This window comes from Onishia taeanensis, assembly GCF_003268885.1.
GTDB lineage: Bacteria > Pseudomonadota > Gammaproteobacteria > Pseudomonadales > Halomonadaceae > Onishia > Onishia taeanensis_A.
Window position 1 is genome coordinate 148,317 of the sequence record NZ_QLSX01000001.1, and the last position, 15,744, is coordinate 164,060.

13 protein-coding genes are annotated in these 15,744 nt (G+C 63.6%); 10 read left to right on the top strand and 3 right to left on the bottom strand.

Annotation, left to right across the window (positions count from 1 at the left end; translation table 11 throughout):
- The first annotated feature begins 286 nt into the window (after positions 1 to 286).
- From BCL93_RS00740 to BCL93_RS00770, 7 genes are all read left to right on the top strand, one after another.
- Positions 287 to 1,201 carry a GGDEF domain-containing protein gene (locus BCL93_RS00740; protein ID WP_112053201.1) on the top strand — a complete coding sequence of 305 codons (915 nt, stop codon included), beginning with the start codon at positions 287 to 289 and terminating at the stop codon, positions 1,199 to 1,201.
- Positions 1,202 to 1,326: 125 nt separating this feature from the next.
- Complete coding sequence (locus tag BCL93_RS00745) at positions 1,327 to 3,303, top strand: RecQ family ATP-dependent DNA helicase (protein ID WP_112053202.1); 1,977 nt, start codon at positions 1,327 to 1,329, stop codon at positions 3,301 to 3,303.
- A gap of 122 nt (positions 3,304 to 3,425) precedes the next feature.
- Entirely contained in the window at positions 3,426 to 3,845 is a 420-nt protein-coding gene (rbsD, locus tag BCL93_RS00750; RefSeq protein WP_112053203.1) for a D-ribose pyranase, read from the top strand.
- Entirely contained in the window at positions 3,842 to 5,368 is a 1,527-nt protein-coding gene (locus tag BCL93_RS00755) for a sugar ABC transporter ATP-binding protein (RefSeq protein WP_258395866.1), read from the top strand. The genes rbsD and BCL93_RS00755 overlap by 4 nt, the downstream gene beginning before the upstream one ends.
- Positions 5,365 to 6,327, top strand: coding sequence for a ribose ABC transporter permease (rbsC, locus tag BCL93_RS00760; RefSeq protein ID WP_112053205.1), 963 nt, complete (start codon positions 5,365 to 5,367; stop codon positions 6,325 to 6,327). Before BCL93_RS00755 ends, rbsC begins: the two co-directional genes overlap by 4 nt.
- Before the next feature lie 74 nt (positions 6,328 to 6,401).
- Complete coding sequence (gene rbsB, locus BCL93_RS00765) at positions 6,402 to 7,283, top strand: ribose ABC transporter substrate-binding protein RbsB (protein ID WP_112053206.1); 882 nt, start codon at positions 6,402 to 6,404, stop codon at positions 7,281 to 7,283.
- A 9-nt stretch (positions 7,284 to 7,292) separates the two neighbouring features.
- Positions 7,293 to 8,300, top strand: coding sequence for a LacI family DNA-binding transcriptional regulator (locus tag BCL93_RS00770; protein ID WP_112053207.1), 1,008 nt, complete (start codon positions 7,293 to 7,295; stop codon positions 8,298 to 8,300).
- A 15-nt stretch (positions 8,301 to 8,315) separates the two neighbouring features.
- Here BCL93_RS00770 and BCL93_RS00775 read toward each other — a convergent pair whose 3' ends face one another.
- Entirely contained in the window at positions 8,316 to 9,878 is a 1,563-nt protein-coding gene (locus BCL93_RS00775) for a sigma-54-dependent transcriptional regulator (protein WP_112053208.1), read from the bottom strand.
- A gap of 360 nt (positions 9,879 to 10,238) precedes the next feature.
- Here BCL93_RS00775 and phhA point away from each other — a divergent pair, with 360 nt between their 5' ends.
- From phhA to BCL93_RS00790, 3 genes are all read left to right on the top strand, one after another.
- Positions 10,239 to 11,063, top strand: a complete 825-nt coding sequence (phhA, locus tag BCL93_RS00780; RefSeq protein ID WP_112053209.1) for a phenylalanine 4-monooxygenase — start codon at positions 10,239 to 10,241, stop codon at positions 11,061 to 11,063.
- Positions 11,064 to 11,164: 101 nt separating this feature from the next.
- A complete protein-coding gene (locus BCL93_RS00785; RefSeq protein WP_112053210.1) occupies positions 11,165 to 11,503 on the top strand; it encodes a 4a-hydroxytetrahydrobiopterin dehydratase in 339 nt (112 codons plus the stop codon).
- 1 nt (position 11,504) lies between these two features.
- Complete coding sequence (locus tag BCL93_RS00790) at positions 11,505 to 12,692, top strand: aromatic amino acid transaminase (RefSeq protein WP_112053211.1); 1,188 nt, start codon at positions 11,505 to 11,507, stop codon at positions 12,690 to 12,692.
- Positions 12,693 to 12,840: 148 nt separating this feature from the next.
- Here BCL93_RS00790 and BCL93_RS00795 read toward each other — a convergent pair whose 3' ends face one another.
- Together BCL93_RS00795 and BCL93_RS00800 are read right to left on the bottom strand one after the other, a co-directional pair.
- Complete coding sequence (locus tag BCL93_RS00795) at positions 12,841 to 14,100, bottom strand: D-amino acid dehydrogenase (RefSeq protein ID WP_112053212.1); 1,260 nt, start codon at positions 14,098 to 14,100, stop codon at positions 12,841 to 12,843.
- A 232-nt stretch (positions 14,101 to 14,332) separates the two neighbouring features.
- Positions 14,333 to 15,607, bottom strand: coding sequence for an MATE family efflux transporter (locus BCL93_RS00800; protein ID WP_112053583.1), 1,275 nt, complete (start codon positions 15,605 to 15,607; stop codon positions 14,333 to 14,335).
- Positions 15,608 to 15,744 lie beyond the last annotated feature (137 nt).

The window sequence follows — 15,744 nt, forward strand, 5'->3', positions numbered from 1 at the left end:
GTTCTGAGCCTTAGGTTCAATCGCCGATTCCGCCGAGCTCCGGCCCCCTATCGTATTGCCGTGAAAGCGGCTGGAAGCCCCACGTTGCCAAGCCATTGCTACAATCTCTTACAAAAACCGTCATACCAGTAGTACAGTGCTTTACTAATAAATAAACATATAATATTGCGCGGTAATGCTAATCGCCTCCTCTCAGGCACCTTGAGGCAGTAAGGCATCTACCCCATCCAGGAGTGCTTCATGCACTTCGTATCGGCCCCGACTGCCCTGGCAAAGAGATAGCATCATGGCTTTTGATGACACCTCATTGGATGACACCAGGCACGACCTGGATCGACTCAAGGCCATGACCGAGTCCCTGCCCGGTATCGTATTCCAGTTTTATCGTAGCCATCACGGAAAGGTGCGTTTTCCCTACCTGGCTGGCGACAGTGCAGTTTTCGGCGATGCAGAGCAGCGCAAGCGCCTACTCGAAGATGCCAGCCACGCCTTCGACCATGTGCACCCTGACGATTTTCCGCGCCTGATGGTCGCCGTAGAGCGCTCAGCCAAGTCACTGATGCCTTTGACTACGCAATTTCGTCACTGCGAGCCAGGAGGCGAAGAATACTGGATCGCAGTGCGTGCTATACCTGAGCGCTTGAGGACCGGCACCCTGTGGAATGGTCTAATGGTCAACATCAGCGAGCAGATCGAGTACCAGGCTCATCTCCGTGAGCTGTCAGACACCGATGACCTCACAGGCCTGCCCAATCGGCGCAAGCTGATGTGCCACCTGAGACGGGAGATCTCTCTGAGCAACCGACATGGCACGCCCCTGTCACTGATGATTATCGACATCGATCACTTCAAGCGCGTCAACGATACCTGGGGCCACCTGCAAGGCGACAAGGTGCTGCGCCGCCTCGCCGATTTGTGCCATGGCCTGCTTAGAGAAGAGGACTGCCTGGCCAGGCTAGGCGGCGAGGAGTTCGCCGTATTGATGCCACTGACGCCGCTCTCCCACTGTAAGGGCCTGGCCGAACGCCTTCGCCGCGAAATCGCCCACCATGACTTCGGCCTGCCCGATGGCGGTATCACCATCAGCACCGGCATTGCCGAGCATCGCATCGGCGAGCTTCGCGACCAGTTGCTTGAGCGCGCCGACCAGCGGCTCTATGCGGCCAAGCGCCGAGGCCGCAATCTCGTGATAGGCGGCTGACAGAGCGGCAGGTATCGGGCTGGACCTGTATCCTGTTGCGCTGGGCGTGCTTAAGCCAACCGCCGCCTAGCCAGCGCGACCAACGCCCTCACGACCAGCCCTCAGGATCAGCCCCAGGAGCCCCCATGACCCCGACACCCCAGCAGACCCTGCGCGACGTCTTCGGCTACGACGACTTCCGCCCCGGCCAGCGCGAGGTGATCGAGGCCGTGACCGAAGGGCGCAGTGCGGCGGCGATCTTCCCCACCGGCTCCGGTAAGTCGCTGTGCTATCAGCTGCCGGCGCTCACGTTGCCAAACCTGACGCTGGTGGTGTCCCCGTTGCTAGCGCTGATGCAGGACCAGCTCGCCTTCCTGGCTCGCCACGGCATCGCCGCAGCCAGCATCGACTCCAGCCAGAGCCGCGAGGAAGCGTCTCGCGTAATGGAAGGCGTCCAGCGCGGCGAGATCCGTGTCCTGATGATCTCGGTGGAGCGGCTCAAGAACGAGCGTTTTCGTGCTTTCATCGCTCGGGTGCCAATCTCGCTGCTGGTGGTCGACGAGGCGCACTGCCTGTCGGAGTGGGGCCATAACTTCCGCCCAGATTACCTGAAGCTGCCCGACTATCAGCGCCAGTTCGGCATTCCCCAGGTGCTGCTGCTGACCGCCACGGCGACCCCTCGCGTGATAAAGGATATGCGCGAGCGCTTCGCCATCGCCCACGAAGACGTCACCACCACCGGTTTCTATCGACCGAATCTGGATCTCGCGGTGATGCCGGTGGCATCGGATCAACGCGCCCGCACCCTGGTCGAGTGGCTGAGGCCCCGTCTTGCCGAGGCGGTATCGCGTCCCACCATCATCTACGTGACCCTGCAGCAGAGCGCCGAGCGCCTGACCGCCTATCTCGCCAAGGCCGGTATCCAGGCCGCGGCCTATCATGCCGGCCTGCCCGCCGAGACCCGCGACCGGGTCCAGCAGGACTTCATGGGCGGCCAGGTCAACTGCATTGTCGCCACCATCGCCTTCGGCATGGGCATCGACAAGGCTGACATTCGTCAGGTGGTGCACTTCGACCTGCCCAAGTCGATCGAAAACTACAGCCAGGAAATCGGCCGCGCCGGTCGCGACGGCAAGCCTTCCGAATGCCTGGTGCTCGGCGGGCGCGATACCTTGAACGTGCTCGAAAACTTCGTTTATGGCGACACCCCGGAGCCTGACGGTATCCGACGGGTGATCGGTGAGGCTCTGGCAGCGCCCGGCGGCCAGTGGGAGCTGATGCTCAATGCGCTGTCCCAGGACAGCAACATCCGCCCTCTGCCGCTCAAGACCCTGCTGGTACAGCTCGAGCTGCGCGGCATCATTGCCCCGCGCTATGCCTACTTCGCCGACTACCGGCTCAAGTTCCCCGGCGGCCCGGCGGCACTGGTCGAGCGCTTCAGCGGAGAGCGCCAGGCCTTCCTGCAGGCCATCGTCGACTCAAGCACCGCCGCCCGCACCTGGCACACCCTGGACTTCGCGACCCTCGAGCGGCTTGGCCAGGAACGCGGCCTGGACACCCGCCGGGCGCGGGTGATCACCGCGCTGGATTACTGCCGCGACAAGGGCTGGCTCGAAGTCGAAAGCAAGCAGATGACCGAGGTCTACGAGGTACTCGCCCCCCAGGCGGACGCCGAGCGCCTGACCGAGGAGCTCAGCACCTACTTTCAGGACAAGGAGCACAGCGAGATCCGCCGCATACATGCCATGCTCGAGCTCTTCGAGAGCGAAACCTGTCTCAGCCGGCGCCTGGCCAGCTACTTCGGCGACGACCGGGCTCCCGAGCACTGCGGCCATTGTTCAGTATGTCGCCAGGGCCCCGCCCAACTGCCGCCTGGCTCTCCCCTTCCCCCGCTGGAGCCACATCAGGTCACGGCCTGGTGTGCACCTCTCAGCGAGCGCTATCGCGAACTTTTCGGTGCGCCGCCCTCCCCGGCACTGCTGGCGCGCTTTCTGTGCGGCCTTACGCTGCCGGTATTCACTCGCCTCAAGGCGCGTCGTCTGGAGGGCTTCGCCGCGCTGGAAGCCTACCCCTTCGCCGAGGTGCAGGCTTTTCTGGACGCCCAGCCGACACCCTCGTCATGATCTAGGTTTCTCAAAACGCCCAAGAGGTCAACTGAACCTGGCTTAGACGTTTGGCGCATCGGTGGCGCAAACGTTTGCGCGTTACAATGCAGACCTGAATTCTCAGCTATAGCGTGAATCCCGTGAAACGTCATGGCCTGCTCAATGCCCCGCTCAATGCCCTGATCGCCGAGCTCGGACATACCGATACCCTGGTGATTGCCGATGCGGGGCTGCCGATCCCGACCGACGTGCCGCGTATCGATCTTGCGGTAACGCCCGGCCTGCCCGGCTTCCTGCCGGTGCTCGATGCCCTGCTCGAAGAGCTGTGCGTCGAGAGCGTGACCCTCGCCAGCGAAATCACCACTCACAGCCCGGCACTCAATGACGACATCCAGCATCGCCTGGCCGAGCTTGAAGCGAGAGATGGCCACCCGGTAGAAGCATGCTATGTGTCTCACGACACCTTCAAGCAATCGCTAAAGAAGGCCAAGGCGGTGATTCGCACCGGTGAATGCACGCCCTACGCCAACGTTGCCCTGCGCAGTGGGGTGCCGTTTTGAGCGCCGAAACCCGCCAGGCGCTGATGGCGCTGCAAGGCATCGAGAAGCGCTTTTCCGGCGTCACCGTGCTAGAGGGGGTCGATCTCGCGCTGTATCCCGGCCGCGTTAAGGCACTGGCCGGCGAGAACGGCGCAGGCAAATCGACCCTGATGAAGGTGCTCAGCGGTGTCCATCAGGCCGATGCCGGCGAGATCTGGCTGCGCGGCGACAAGGTCCGTTTCACGACGCCCCGCCAGGCCATGGATGCCGGCATCGCCATTATTCATCAGGAGCTCAACCTGGTCGGCGGTCTCTCAGCCGGCGAGAACATTTTCCTTGGCCGTGAACCGCGCACCCGCCTGGGTACCGTCGACTGGGCACGACTGTACCGTCAGGCCGGTGAACTGCTGGCTCGCCTCAAGCAGCACATCGATCCACGCACTCCGGTTGCCGGCCTCAGCATCGGCCAGCAACAGATGGTCGAGATCGCGCGCGCCCTGTCGCTGGACGCCGAGATCATCATCATGGACGAGCCCACCGACGCCCTGACCGATATCGAGACCGAGATCCTCGAACAGGTGGTCGCCGCCCTGCGCGAGGAAGGCAGGTCGCTGGTGATGATCACACACCGTCTGCCCGAGATCTTCCGCATGTGCGACAGCGTCGCGGTGCTGCGCGATGGCCAGCTCGTGCATGATGGGCCGACCGCGGCGCTCAGCGAGAACGACCTGATCCGCAAGATGGTGGGGCGTGAGCTCGCCGACCGTTATCCCTACGAGTCGCCGACGCTCGGTGAGGTGGTGATCGAGGTCGACCGACTGTCGGCGCCCGGCGTCTTCGAGGTGTCCTTCTCGGCCCGGGCCGGTGAAGTGCTGGGTTTCGGCGGCCTGATGGGGGCCGGCCGCACCGAGATGGCTCAGGCCATTTGCGGCGATGTGCCCATCAAGGGCGGCGAAGTCCGCATTCGGCAAGCATCAGTGCGCTTCGCCTCGCCCCAGGAGGCGCTTCGCGCAGGCCTGGTTTATGTGCCCGAAGATCGCAAGCAGGCCGGGCTTTTGCTCGAACACTCGGTCGCCGACAACATGTCACTCGCCGCCCTGCCCGCTTTCTGCGGCCCCCTCGGCCTGATCAACGCCGGACGTGAACGCGCCGCGGTGGCGCACTATATCGAGGCCTTTCGCATCAAGCTGCAGGACATGCACCAGCCCATCGACACCCTCTCCGGCGGCAATCAGCAAAAGGTTTCCCTGGCCAAGGCGCTGATGACCCAACCGGACATCGTGATTCTCGATGAGCCCACCCGCGGCGTCGATGTCGGAGCCAAGCGCGAGATCTATCTGCTGATCAATGAGCTCAAGCGCCAGGGCAAGTGCGTGCTGCTGATCTCCTCGGAAATGCCCGAACTGCTAGGGCTGTCCGACCGCATCATGGTGCTCGCCAATGGCCGCATCAGCGGCGAATTCACCCGCGAAGACGCCACTCAGGAAACCATCATGACCGCCGCTGCCCACAGCGAAGCAGCCACGGAGACCGTCACCCCATGAACACCCTCACCATGAACAAGGCCGCTACCCGGCTGTTGATCGACAACAAGGCCTTCCTCGCACTTGCGCTACTGGTCATCGTCAGTGCCGCCCTGAGCGACAACTTCCTGACCGTCGACAACATCCTCAACGTGCTGCGTCAGTCGAGCATCAACGCCATCATCGCCATGGGCGTGACCTTCGTCATCCTGACCGCCGGCATCGACCTGTCGGTGGGCGCGGTGCTCGCCCTGACGGGCGCCTTCGCCGGCGCCATGACGGCCTCGGGCCTGACACCCTGGGTGGGCGTGCCCGGCACCGTTGCCGCCGGCGCCTGCCTTGGTGCCATTTCCGGGGCCTTCGTGGCCTTCGGGCGCATCCAGGCCTTCATCGTCACCCTGGTGGCCATGACCATCCTGCGCGGGGCGGCACTGGTCTTCACCGACGGGCGCCCGATCTCAATCGGCACTACGCCGGCCGCCGACCTGTTCTGGCAGCTCGGCGGCGGCTACTGGCTAGGCGTGCCCATTCCCATCTACTTGATGTTCTTCGTCTTCGTACTGTGCTGGGGCGTGCTGCATCACACCCGCTTCGGCCGACATGTCTATGCAGTGGGCGGCGGCGAGAAAGTGGCGCGCCTATCCGGCATCAACGTCGCCCGCATCAAGATCAGCGTCTATGCGATCTCCGGGGCCTGTGCGGCGCTGGCAAGCGTGGTACTGACCGCCCGCCTGGGGTCTGCCCAGCCCACCGCCGGCACCGGCTATGAGCTCGACGCCATCGCCGCGGTGGTGATCGGGGGCACCAGCCTGATGGGGGGCCGTGGGCGCATCTTCGGCACCCTGGTCGGTGCGCTGGTGATAGGCGTGCTCAACAACGCGCTCAATATCATGGGCGTGTCATCGTATTTCCAGATGATCGCCAAGGGCGCGGTCATCCTCCTGGCCGTGCTGCTCGACAGCCGGTCAAACTCGTCGTGACACGCCAGCACGACGCCTGTGCTTCACAACATGTTTGACAACACGCTGCATAACAAGACCTTAGGAGCCAGACCATGAAGAAACTGCTACTCGCCTCCGCCGTCGCCGCGGGCATCGGTCTCAGTGGTAACGCCATGGCCGATCGCATTGCCCTGGTGGTGTCGACGTTGAACAACCCCTTCTTCGTGACCATGCAGGAAGGGGCCGAACAGCGGGCCGAGGCCCTTGGCCACGAGCTGATCGTTCTGGATTCCGGCAATGATGCCGCCAGGGAGCTCTCCAACGTCGAAGACGCCTTGTCCCGCGACATCGACCTGCTGCTCATGAACCCGACCGACTCCGATGCTGCCGTATCCAGCGTGCGCTCTGCCAACGCCCGCAACGTGCCGGTGATCACCCTGGACCGCAGTGCCAACGGCGGTCGCGTAGCCTCACACATCGCGTCCGACAACGTCGCCGGCGGCCAGCTTGCCGGGGGCTTCATCGCCGAGCAGTTGGGGGGCGAAGGCCAGATCGTACAGCTCGAGGGTGTGCCGGGTGCTTCGGCCACCCGCGATCGCGGCGAAGGCTTCATGGCGGCGATCGAAGCCGCTCATGGCCTCGAACTGGTGGCCTCTCAGCCGGCCAACTTCAACCGCACCGAAGGCCTCAACGTGATGGAGAACCTGCTGCAGGCCCATCCGGACATCCAGGCGGTGTTTGCCCAGAATGACGAAATGGCGCTGGGCGCTCAGCGTGCCCTGCAGGCTGGCGGCAACGACGACGTGATCCTGGTCGGCTTCGATGGCACCGATGCCGGTGTCCAGGCGGTGAAAGACGGCCTCATGGACGCCACCATTGCTCAGCGACCCGCGCTGATCGGGGCTCTCGGTATCAACACCGCCGATGCCCTGCTCAAGGGTGAAAGCGTCGAGGCCAATATCCCGGTGCCGCTGAAGCTGATCACTAAGGAATAAGCAGAGCCCATGGCTCGACTGAAGGACGTGGCAAAGCAGGCGGGGGTGTCGATCACCACCGTCTCTCACGTGGTCAACCAGAGCCGCACCGTTGCACCCGCGACCCGTCTGCGGGTGCAACGGGCCATCGCGGAGCTTGGCTATCGCCCGGATACCATTGCGCGCTCGCTGCAATCCAGGCGCAGTCGTACCATCGGCATGATCGTGACCAGCGCCGACAACCCCTTCTTCTCGGCGCTCATTCGCGGCGTTGAGGATCACTGCTTCGACTGCGGCTACAGCCTCATGCTTTGCAATGCCGACGACGTCGACGACAAGCAGGTCGCTTATCTCCACACGCTCCTCGAGCGCCGCATCGACGGGCTGATCGTGATGACCTCGCGCAACGGCCCTGGCTTTCTCGAGGCCCTGAACCGTCAGACCCTGCCCACCGTAATGCTGGATGCAGCCACAGCCCCGCGCCCGGATATCGCCGTGGTCAACGACGACTCGCGCCTGGGCGCCCGGCTTGCCATCGAGCACCTGCTTGCCCAAGGCCTTGACGATATCGCGCTACTCACCGGCCCCACCGACCACCCGCGCTCCCAGGAGCGCCTGGCCGGCGCGCTGGACGCCTGCCAAACCGTGGGCCTTACGCTGCCCTCAAGGCACATCATCACTACCAACCTGCTGGCCGATGGCGGTTATGCCGCCATGCGCGAACTGCTTGAAAAGGATCACCGGCCCCAGGCTGTGTTCGCCTTCAACGACCTGGCCGCTATCGGTGCCATTCGCGCCGCCCTCGAGGCGGGGCTCAGCGTGCCGGACAAGATGTCCGTGATCGGCTACGACGATATCGACGTCGGCCGCTATACCTGCCCCGCCCTGACCACGATTCATCAGCCCATCTACGAGCTTGGCGCCACCGCGATCGCACAGCTCATCGACCGCCTGGAGCATCAGCGCCCCTTCGCACCGTTAACCGCCCTGCCGCCGCGGCTGGTAGTGCGGGAGTCGGTCAGGCAGCGCGAACGCTGATCACATGCCTGCTCCTTACTCGGCCTCGTCGCCAATCCCATGGCGCTTCAGCTTGTTGGCGATGGTGGTGTGGGACACCCCCAGCCGACGCGCCAGCTGGCGGCTCGAGGGGTGCTTAGGATAGAGAGCGGCGAGCACGCGCTTCTCGACGTCGCCCATGATCTCACCGAGCGAACCCTCCAAGTCCACCCCGGCGAGCCCTGGCCCCTGGCCCACTTCAGGCAGGCGCAGGTGCGCCGGCTCAATGGTGCCGCCTTCACATAGCGAAACGGCCTGGAAGAGCACGTTCTCGAGCTGACGCACGTTGCCCGGCCAGTGATAGCTCGAAAGCCTCGCCTGAGCCGCCGGCGAGAGCTCGGGCAGCGGGCAGCCGATCTGGCGCGCGGCGCGGTCGAGAAAGTGCGCTGCCAGCTCCTCAATCCCGTCGAAACAATCGCGCAGCGGCGGGACCTGCACCGAGAGCACATTGAGGCGATGGTAAAGATCCTGGCGGAAGAGTCCCTCGGCGCAGAGACCCGGCAGGTCCTGCTGGGTGGCGCATATCACCCGCACGTCGAGATAGGTCTCCTCGTCGCTGCCCACCCGGCGAAAGCCGCCATCCTGCAGGAAGCGCAGCAGCTTGACCTGCAGCCGCGGGCTCATCTCACCCACTTCATCGAGAAAGATCGTGCCGCCGGCGGTCAGCTCCAAAAGCCCCAGCTTACCCTCCGGCCTGGCGCCCTCGAAGGCGCCTGAGGCATAGCCGAACAGCTCGGTCTCGGCCATCGACTCGGGCAGTCCCGCACAGTTGAGCGCCATGAAGGGCGCCTGGCCACGGGCGCTGGCCAAGTGGCAGGCTCGGGCCAGCAGTTCCTTGCCGGTGCCGGTCTCGCCCTCAATCAGCAGCGGCGCGTCCAGTGGCGCCATGCGCCGAGCCTCGCGAATCAGGTTGGCGAGTCGTGGGCTCGACTGAAAGATCGATTCGAAGCCGCGCAGCTCCTGGCGCTGGACCTGGTAGATACGTTCACCGATACGATCCGCACGATGCAGCGTCACCACCGCGCCGGCAAGCGAAGCCACATCGTCGTGCCGTTCCCGGTGCAGCGGCGCGATGTCGGCCAGGTAGGTGGCGCCCTTGAGCTTGAGACGCAGGCCATTGACCCGGGCATTGTTGCGCCGAATCAGATCCGGAAGATCCAGATCGGGCAGGTAGCGATCCAGCGACAGGCCCGGCACCTCGTCGACCCGCACGCCAAGCATCTGCCCGGCGGCCCGATTGGCCGCCACCACGCGCCCGTCCATGTCGATCGACATCACCGGTTCGGAGAGCGATGAGAGCAGCGCATCCAGCTCCAGATGACGCCGCTCGCTGGGCATGAGGCTGACGCGCTTGACGCCGAAGACACCGGGTATGGTCTCAAGTGTCGGCTTGAGGGAAGCCAGCTGGGCGTTAAGCAGCTGGGGCAGGTGCAGGTAGATGGTGTTGCCATGATCGCCGCCCACCTCGCCATGGGCCACGTTGACGCCATAATCGGCAAAGTGGGCGACGATGTCCCGCAGGATACCGATCCGGTTCTGGCAGTGAAATTTCAGGCGCATGGCGATGTCCGGTAAGAATCCCTGTTAAAGGTAGCGGTGTGCCCGTGGCGCGACATGGCGTCACTGGGCATCACGGGCGTCAAGGCGCCGTGACTCGTCTGTAAAGCTAACGTGACACCCGACGCGCTTCAAGGCCATGAACCAGCGGCAGCGACGATTTCATGGCGCCTGAAGCACGCAATCGTCAACTTTTCGTGACGATTTTCGCGCCGGACAGATGGTCAGGTGGCATAAAAGCGACTTCCCCTGAGCCCCGGCTCTCATAGACTGAGATCAGGCGAGAAGCACAAGACACTGCCGTGCCTTTCGCAACAGCTCGCAACAGCCAATAACAAAAGCACGCCAACCGGAGACTGCTGTATGGCCACGCAGACCCAACCGATCGCCGCCAAGCCGAGCCAGTATCAGGCGCGAATGCCCGATGCCGAAGGCCACATCGCCTACAGCGACCAGGAACACGCCACCTGGCAAACCCTGATGCAGCGCCAGCTGCCGATCCTCGAGAACCGCGTCTGCCAGGAGTATCTCGACGGCATGGAGCGCCTGGCCCTGCCCGAGACCCGTATTCCCCAGCTCGCCGAGATCGACCGGGTGCTAGAAGCTACCACCGGGTGGCAGACCGCTCAGGTGCCTGCGCTGATCCCTTTCGATACCTTCTTCGAGCTGCTCGCCCATCGCCGCTTCCCGGTCGCCACCTTCATTCGCACCCCGGAGGAACTCGACTACCTCCAGGAACCGGACATCTTCCACGAGATCTTCGGCCACTGCCCGATGCTGACCAACCCCGCCTTCGCCGACTTCACGGCGACCTATGGCAAACTCGGTCTGGCGGCGAGCCCCAAGGAGCGGGTCTACCTGGCGCGACTCTACTGGATGACGGTGGAGTTCGGCTTGGTCGATACCCCACAGGGACGACGCATCTACGGCGGCGGCATCATTTCATCGCCCAAGGAGACCCTCCACGCGCTGTCCGATGCCCCCGAGCACCATGCCTTCGATGCACTGGAGGCGCTGCGCACGCCCTATCGCATCGACATCCTGCAGCCGCTCTATTACGTACTTGACGATCTTGAGACCCTGCACGACCTTTCCCGACAGGACATCATGGCACTGGTGCATCGCGCCATGGAGCTTGGCCTGCATGACCCCAAGTTTCCGCCCAAGCCCAAAGTCGTCGACGCCTGATCATTGCCAGCCTGATCATTGTTAAATAGACCGGCCGATTCGATGTCACCCTGACATCTCTGACCGCCCCTTATCATCACCCAACCCCTGAGGATTACCCCATGAGCGATCTTTCCGAACAGCAGTGCGAAGCCTGCAGCTGGGATGCTCCCCACGTCACCGACAGCGAGGTCGAGATGCTTGGCCAGCAGATTCCCGAGTGGCAGATCATCGACCGCGATGGCATCATGCAACTGGAACGTGTCTTCAAGTTCCGCAATTTCAAGCAGGCCCTCGCCTTTACCAATCGGGTCGGTGACCTTGCCGAGGAAGCCGGTCACCATCCCGCGCTTCTTACCGAATGGGGCAAGGTCACCGTGACCTGGTGGTCACATGAAATGAAGGGCCTGCACAAGAACGATTTCATCCTAGCCGCCAGAACCGACGAGGTTGCAGCCTAAAATGTTCGAGCAGATTCAGCGGGTGCCCGGGGACGCGATCCTCGGGTTGATCGAAGCCTTCAACAACGACACCAACCCCCAGAAAGTCGACCTGGGCGTCGGGGTCTACCGGGATGCCGCCGGCACGACGCCCGTGATGCGGGCCGTCAAGGAGGCCGAAGCCCTGCTGCTGAAGAACGAGACCACCAAGAGCTACATCGGCTCTCACGGTGATCCGCGCTACGGCAAGGTGATCCTGCCCATGCTGCTGGGCGAGGAGTCGCCAGTGCTGGCAGCCAACCGCGCCAGTGCGACCCAGTCGCCCGGCGGCACCGGGGCCCTGCGCCTGGCCGCGGACTTCATTCGCACCCAGCTGCCGGGCCGCGGCATCTGGGTCAGCGATCCCACCTGGCCGAACCACCTGGGCATCTTTCATGCCGCCGAGCTGAAGCTTGGCAAGTATCCCTACGTCGATGCCGACAACCGTCTGGACTTCCCGGGCATGCTGGCGGCGCTGAAGGAGATCCCGGTGGGTGACGTCGTGGTGCTGCACGCCTGCTGTCATAACCCGTCCGGCTTCGACCTGTCCCGTGAGCAGTGGCAGCAGGTGCTGGAGGTGGTACAGGAACGCGAGCTGCTGCCGTTGGTCGACTTCGCCTATCAGGGCTTTGGTGAAGGCCTCGAGGAAGACGCCTATGGCGCGCGCCTGCTGGCCGAGAATCTCGATGAGGTGCTGATCACCAGTTCCTGCTCCAAGAACTTCGGCATCTACCGTGAGCGCACCGGCGCCCTGGTGGTAATCGCCAAGAACCAGGAGCAGATGGAGAACGTGCGCTCCCAGGTCGCTATCGTGGCCCGCGAGAACTACTCCAACCCGCCCGCCCATGGCGGCGCCATCGTCACCGAGATCCTCGAGTCGGCGGAGCTGGCCGCGGTGTGGCGTGAGGAGCTGACCGAGATGCGCGATCGCATCAACGGCCTGCGTCGCGACTTCGTCGAAGCCCTGAAACCCCATGGCCTGGCCGACAAGTTCGCCTGTGTCGGCGAGCAGCGCGGCATGTTCTCCTACACCGGCCTCAGCCCGGAGCAGGTCGACAGGCTGCGTGACGAGTTCGGCATCTACATGGTGCGCTCGGGCCGGGCCAACGTGGCAGGCTTCTCCGATGAGAACCTGCCCTACCTGGCCAAGGCCTTCGCGGCGGTCAACTAAGTAGGCACCCCCGCCACACCAGCACGCCCGGGTTCGCCCGGGCGTGTTGCGTTCTGCCCCTACCTCGCCTCAGCCGATGCCTTCCCGAACGACAAAGCGCCCCGCCGGCGGTGCCGACGGGGCGGGAGATAGTCCGCAGACGGATGGATCAGCTTGCGTAGCGGCTGACGTCCAGATCTTTAGGGTCGATCTCTGTCTTGCGGCGATCCATCAGATCGGCCAGCAGATGGGCGCTACCACAGCTCATGGTCCAGCCCAGGGTGCCGTGGCCGGTATTCAGCCACAGGTTGTCGTATTTGGTGGCGCCAATGATCGGCGTGGAGTCCGGCGTCATCGGGCGCAGGCCGGTCCAGAATTCAGCCCGGCCGACATCGCCCCCTTCCGGGAAGACATCCTTCACCACCATGCTGATGGTGGCACGCCGCTTCTCGAGCAGACTCATGTCGTAGGAGGCGAGCTCCGCCGTACCGCCGACCCGAATGCGGTCGTTGAAGCGCGAAATCGCCACCTTGTAGCTCTCATCCATCACCGTCGACTGAGGCGCACCGCCTTCATCGGTGATCGGCACGGTCAGGCTGTACCCCTTGACCGGGTAGATCGGCAGGCGAATATCCAGATCCTTGACCAGGAACTTGGAGAAGCTGCCCATGCACACCACATAGGCATCGGCACTGATCTCGCCGGCGCTGGTCACGACCGATTCAACTCGGCCCGCGCTGCGCTTCAAGCGCTCGATGGTCACCCCGAAACGGAAGGTCACGCCGAGCTGCTCGCGGCAGTAATCGGCCAGGCGGTTGGTGAAGAGATGGCAATCACCGGTCTGGTCGTCAGGCAGGTGCAGGCCGCCGACGAACTTGCCAGGCACCCAGGCTAGCGCCGGCTCGACGTCCTTGATCTCCTCGGCATTGAGCAGCTTGTGACGCACCCCACACTGCTCGAGGATCCGCATGTCCTTGCCTACTGCAGCGACCTGACTCTCGTTGCGAAACAGCTGCATCAAGCCCTTCTGGCGATCCTCGTAGCGGATCCCGGTATCCTCGCGCAGCGCGTTGATGCAGCCGCGGCTGTACTCGGCGACACGCACCATGCGCTCCTTGTTGATCGCATAGCGCTCGGGCGTGCAGTTCTTGAACATCTGCATCATGAAGCGCGCCATGGTGGGGTCGGGCTTGGGCTGGATCTTGAGCGGCGCGTGTTCCTGGAACATCCACTTCATGGCCTTCTGGGGTATGCCGGGAGCCGCCCAGGGGGAGGAAAAGCCGAACGAGACCTGGCCGGCATTGCCATAGCTAGTCTCCATGGCCGGCGCGTCCTGGCGATCGATGACCGTGACCTCATGGCCCTGGCGCGCCAGGTAGTACGCACTGGTGACACCCACCACACCGCTGCCGAGTACGACGACCTTCATTGCCTCTCCCCTTCTTGTTGCTGTCTTGTTGCTTTCGTTGGATATGCTGCGCCTCATGCCCGCCCCAATGACCATCAGGGCATGACCCGTCAGCGCGCTGACGGGAGACACGAGTATAAGGGAGGGGAATCAGAAAAATATTCTGAATAAGATCATTTATATCGGATTAAAGCCCAAAATTAATGCAATTAAGCAGCACTTAACCCTAATAAAAAGCCATAAAAAGAAAATATCACTGCGAATAGTCTATCGACGGACGTCGCTGCTGATATAACCACCAGGCGAGAGTGCCGGCCAGGACATTACCGATCGCCGCGCCCATGGCCAATCCAGCCATACCCGCAAGCTGGCTGCCCAGCCACAGGCAGGGCAGATAGCAGACAAACAGGCGGACGCCCGACATCAGCATCGCCCCCAGCGGCCAGCCCAGGGCATTGCCGGCCGACACCACCACCATACACAGGCCCAGCAAGGCATAGCTTGGCAGCAAGAAGCGAATCAGCATGGCCAGATCATCACGGACCTCCGGATTGCCCGACAGCAAGAGTGCAACCCAGGGAGCCGCCAAGGCCAGCAGCACGCCCAGCGCCAACTGCCAGCCGATGATGACCCGAGCCGCCAGGCGCATCAGGCGGCGAATGGTGTCCCCATCGCCGGCGCCATGACAGCGCCCGAGCCAGGGCGGCAGTGACATGGTCAGCGCCAGTACCAGCATCAGCGATACCGTTTCCAGGCGACTGGCAAGGCCCCAGGCCGCCACGCTGGTCTCCCCGAGGGTCGCGACAATACGGGTGGAAAGCATCGCTGCCAGGGGTGGCATCAGCTGACTGACCATGGCCGGCGCGGCGATTCCTGCAAACCCAGGCGCCGAACGGCGTGCCTCGGAAAGCAGCCCCTGCCAGGCCAACCAGTCATGACGAGCAAGACGCCCCGACAGCAAGACCAGCCCGCCGCTGAACGCCAGCACCGTGGCCCAGGCCGCACCGGGAAGCCCCAGGCCCTCCCAGTCACCGATGCCGAAGATCAGCAACGGATCGAGCATCAGGTTGATCAGGCTAGTCACCACCATCAGTTTGCCCGGCAAGCGGGTATCGCCGTGGGCACGAAAGAGGCTATAGCCGAAGTAGACCAGGGCCCCCAGCCAAGCCGCCAGAAGCTGAGGTCCCCAATAGGATCGAATCAAGGAAAGGCTATCGGACTCTGCCCCGAGCAGGGGAAACAGGCGGCCCTGCAAGGTCCACAGCAATAACGCCAACACCGCGATCACGCAGCCGGCAACCACTAGCACCAGGCTGCCCAGACGCCTGGCGCGTTCATGCTCACCAGCGCCCAGTACCCGCGACAGCTGGGCCGCGATGGCGATCCCCAGGCCCACCTGGACGCCGATGATCAGAAAGGATAGCGGAAAGGTAAACGACTGGGCGGCCAGGGGCGCCGTGCCCAGGCGGGCGATAAAGGCACTATCGACCAGCTGGAAGCCCAGCAGGGCCATCACACCGATGGCCATCGGCCAGGTCTGGCGCCATAACCGACGCCCCAGGGATTCGCTCACTGCATCCGATACGGGCACATTGCCTCCAGGCGACTATGCAAAGGGGCGACATTGTACGCCCCACGACGCCATTGCGCAGGCCCGAAAACCGG

Bases quoted from the DNA above. Each gene is read 5' to 3' on its own strand.
- BCL93_RS00740 (WP_112053201.1), top strand. From the start codon at position 287: ATGGCTTTTGATGACACCTCATTGGATGACACCAGGCACGACCTGGAT.
- BCL93_RS00745 (WP_112053202.1), top strand. From the start codon at position 1,327: ATGACCCCGACACCCCAGCAGACCCTGCGCGACGTCTTCGGCTACGAC.
- rbsC (WP_112053205.1), top strand. From the start codon at position 5,365: ATGAACACCCTCACCATGAACAAGGCCGCTACCCGGCTGTTGATCGAC.
- rbsB (WP_112053206.1), top strand. From the start codon at position 6,402: ATGAAGAAACTGCTACTCGCCTCCGCCGTCGCCGCGGGCATCGGTCTC.
- BCL93_RS00770 (WP_112053207.1), top strand. From the start codon at position 7,293: ATGGCTCGACTGAAGGACGTGGCAAAGCAGGCGGGGGTGTCGATCACC.
- BCL93_RS00775 (WP_112053208.1), bottom strand. From the start codon at position 9,878: ATGCGCCTGAAATTTCACTGCCAGAACCGGATCGGTATCCTGCGGGAC.
- phhA (WP_112053209.1), top strand. From the start codon at position 10,239: ATGGCCACGCAGACCCAACCGATCGCCGCCAAGCCGAGCCAGTATCAG.
- BCL93_RS00785 (WP_112053210.1), top strand. From the start codon at position 11,165: ATGAGCGATCTTTCCGAACAGCAGTGCGAAGCCTGCAGCTGGGATGCT.
- BCL93_RS00790 (WP_112053211.1), top strand. From the start codon at position 11,505: ATGTTCGAGCAGATTCAGCGGGTGCCCGGGGACGCGATCCTCGGGTTG.
- BCL93_RS00795 (WP_112053212.1), bottom strand. From the start codon at position 14,100: ATGAAGGTCGTCGTACTCGGCAGCGGTGTGGTGGGTGTCACCAGTGCG.
- BCL93_RS00800 (WP_112053583.1), bottom strand. From the start codon at position 15,607: ATGGCCATCGGTGTGATGGCCCTGCTGGGCTTCCAGCTGGTCGATAGT.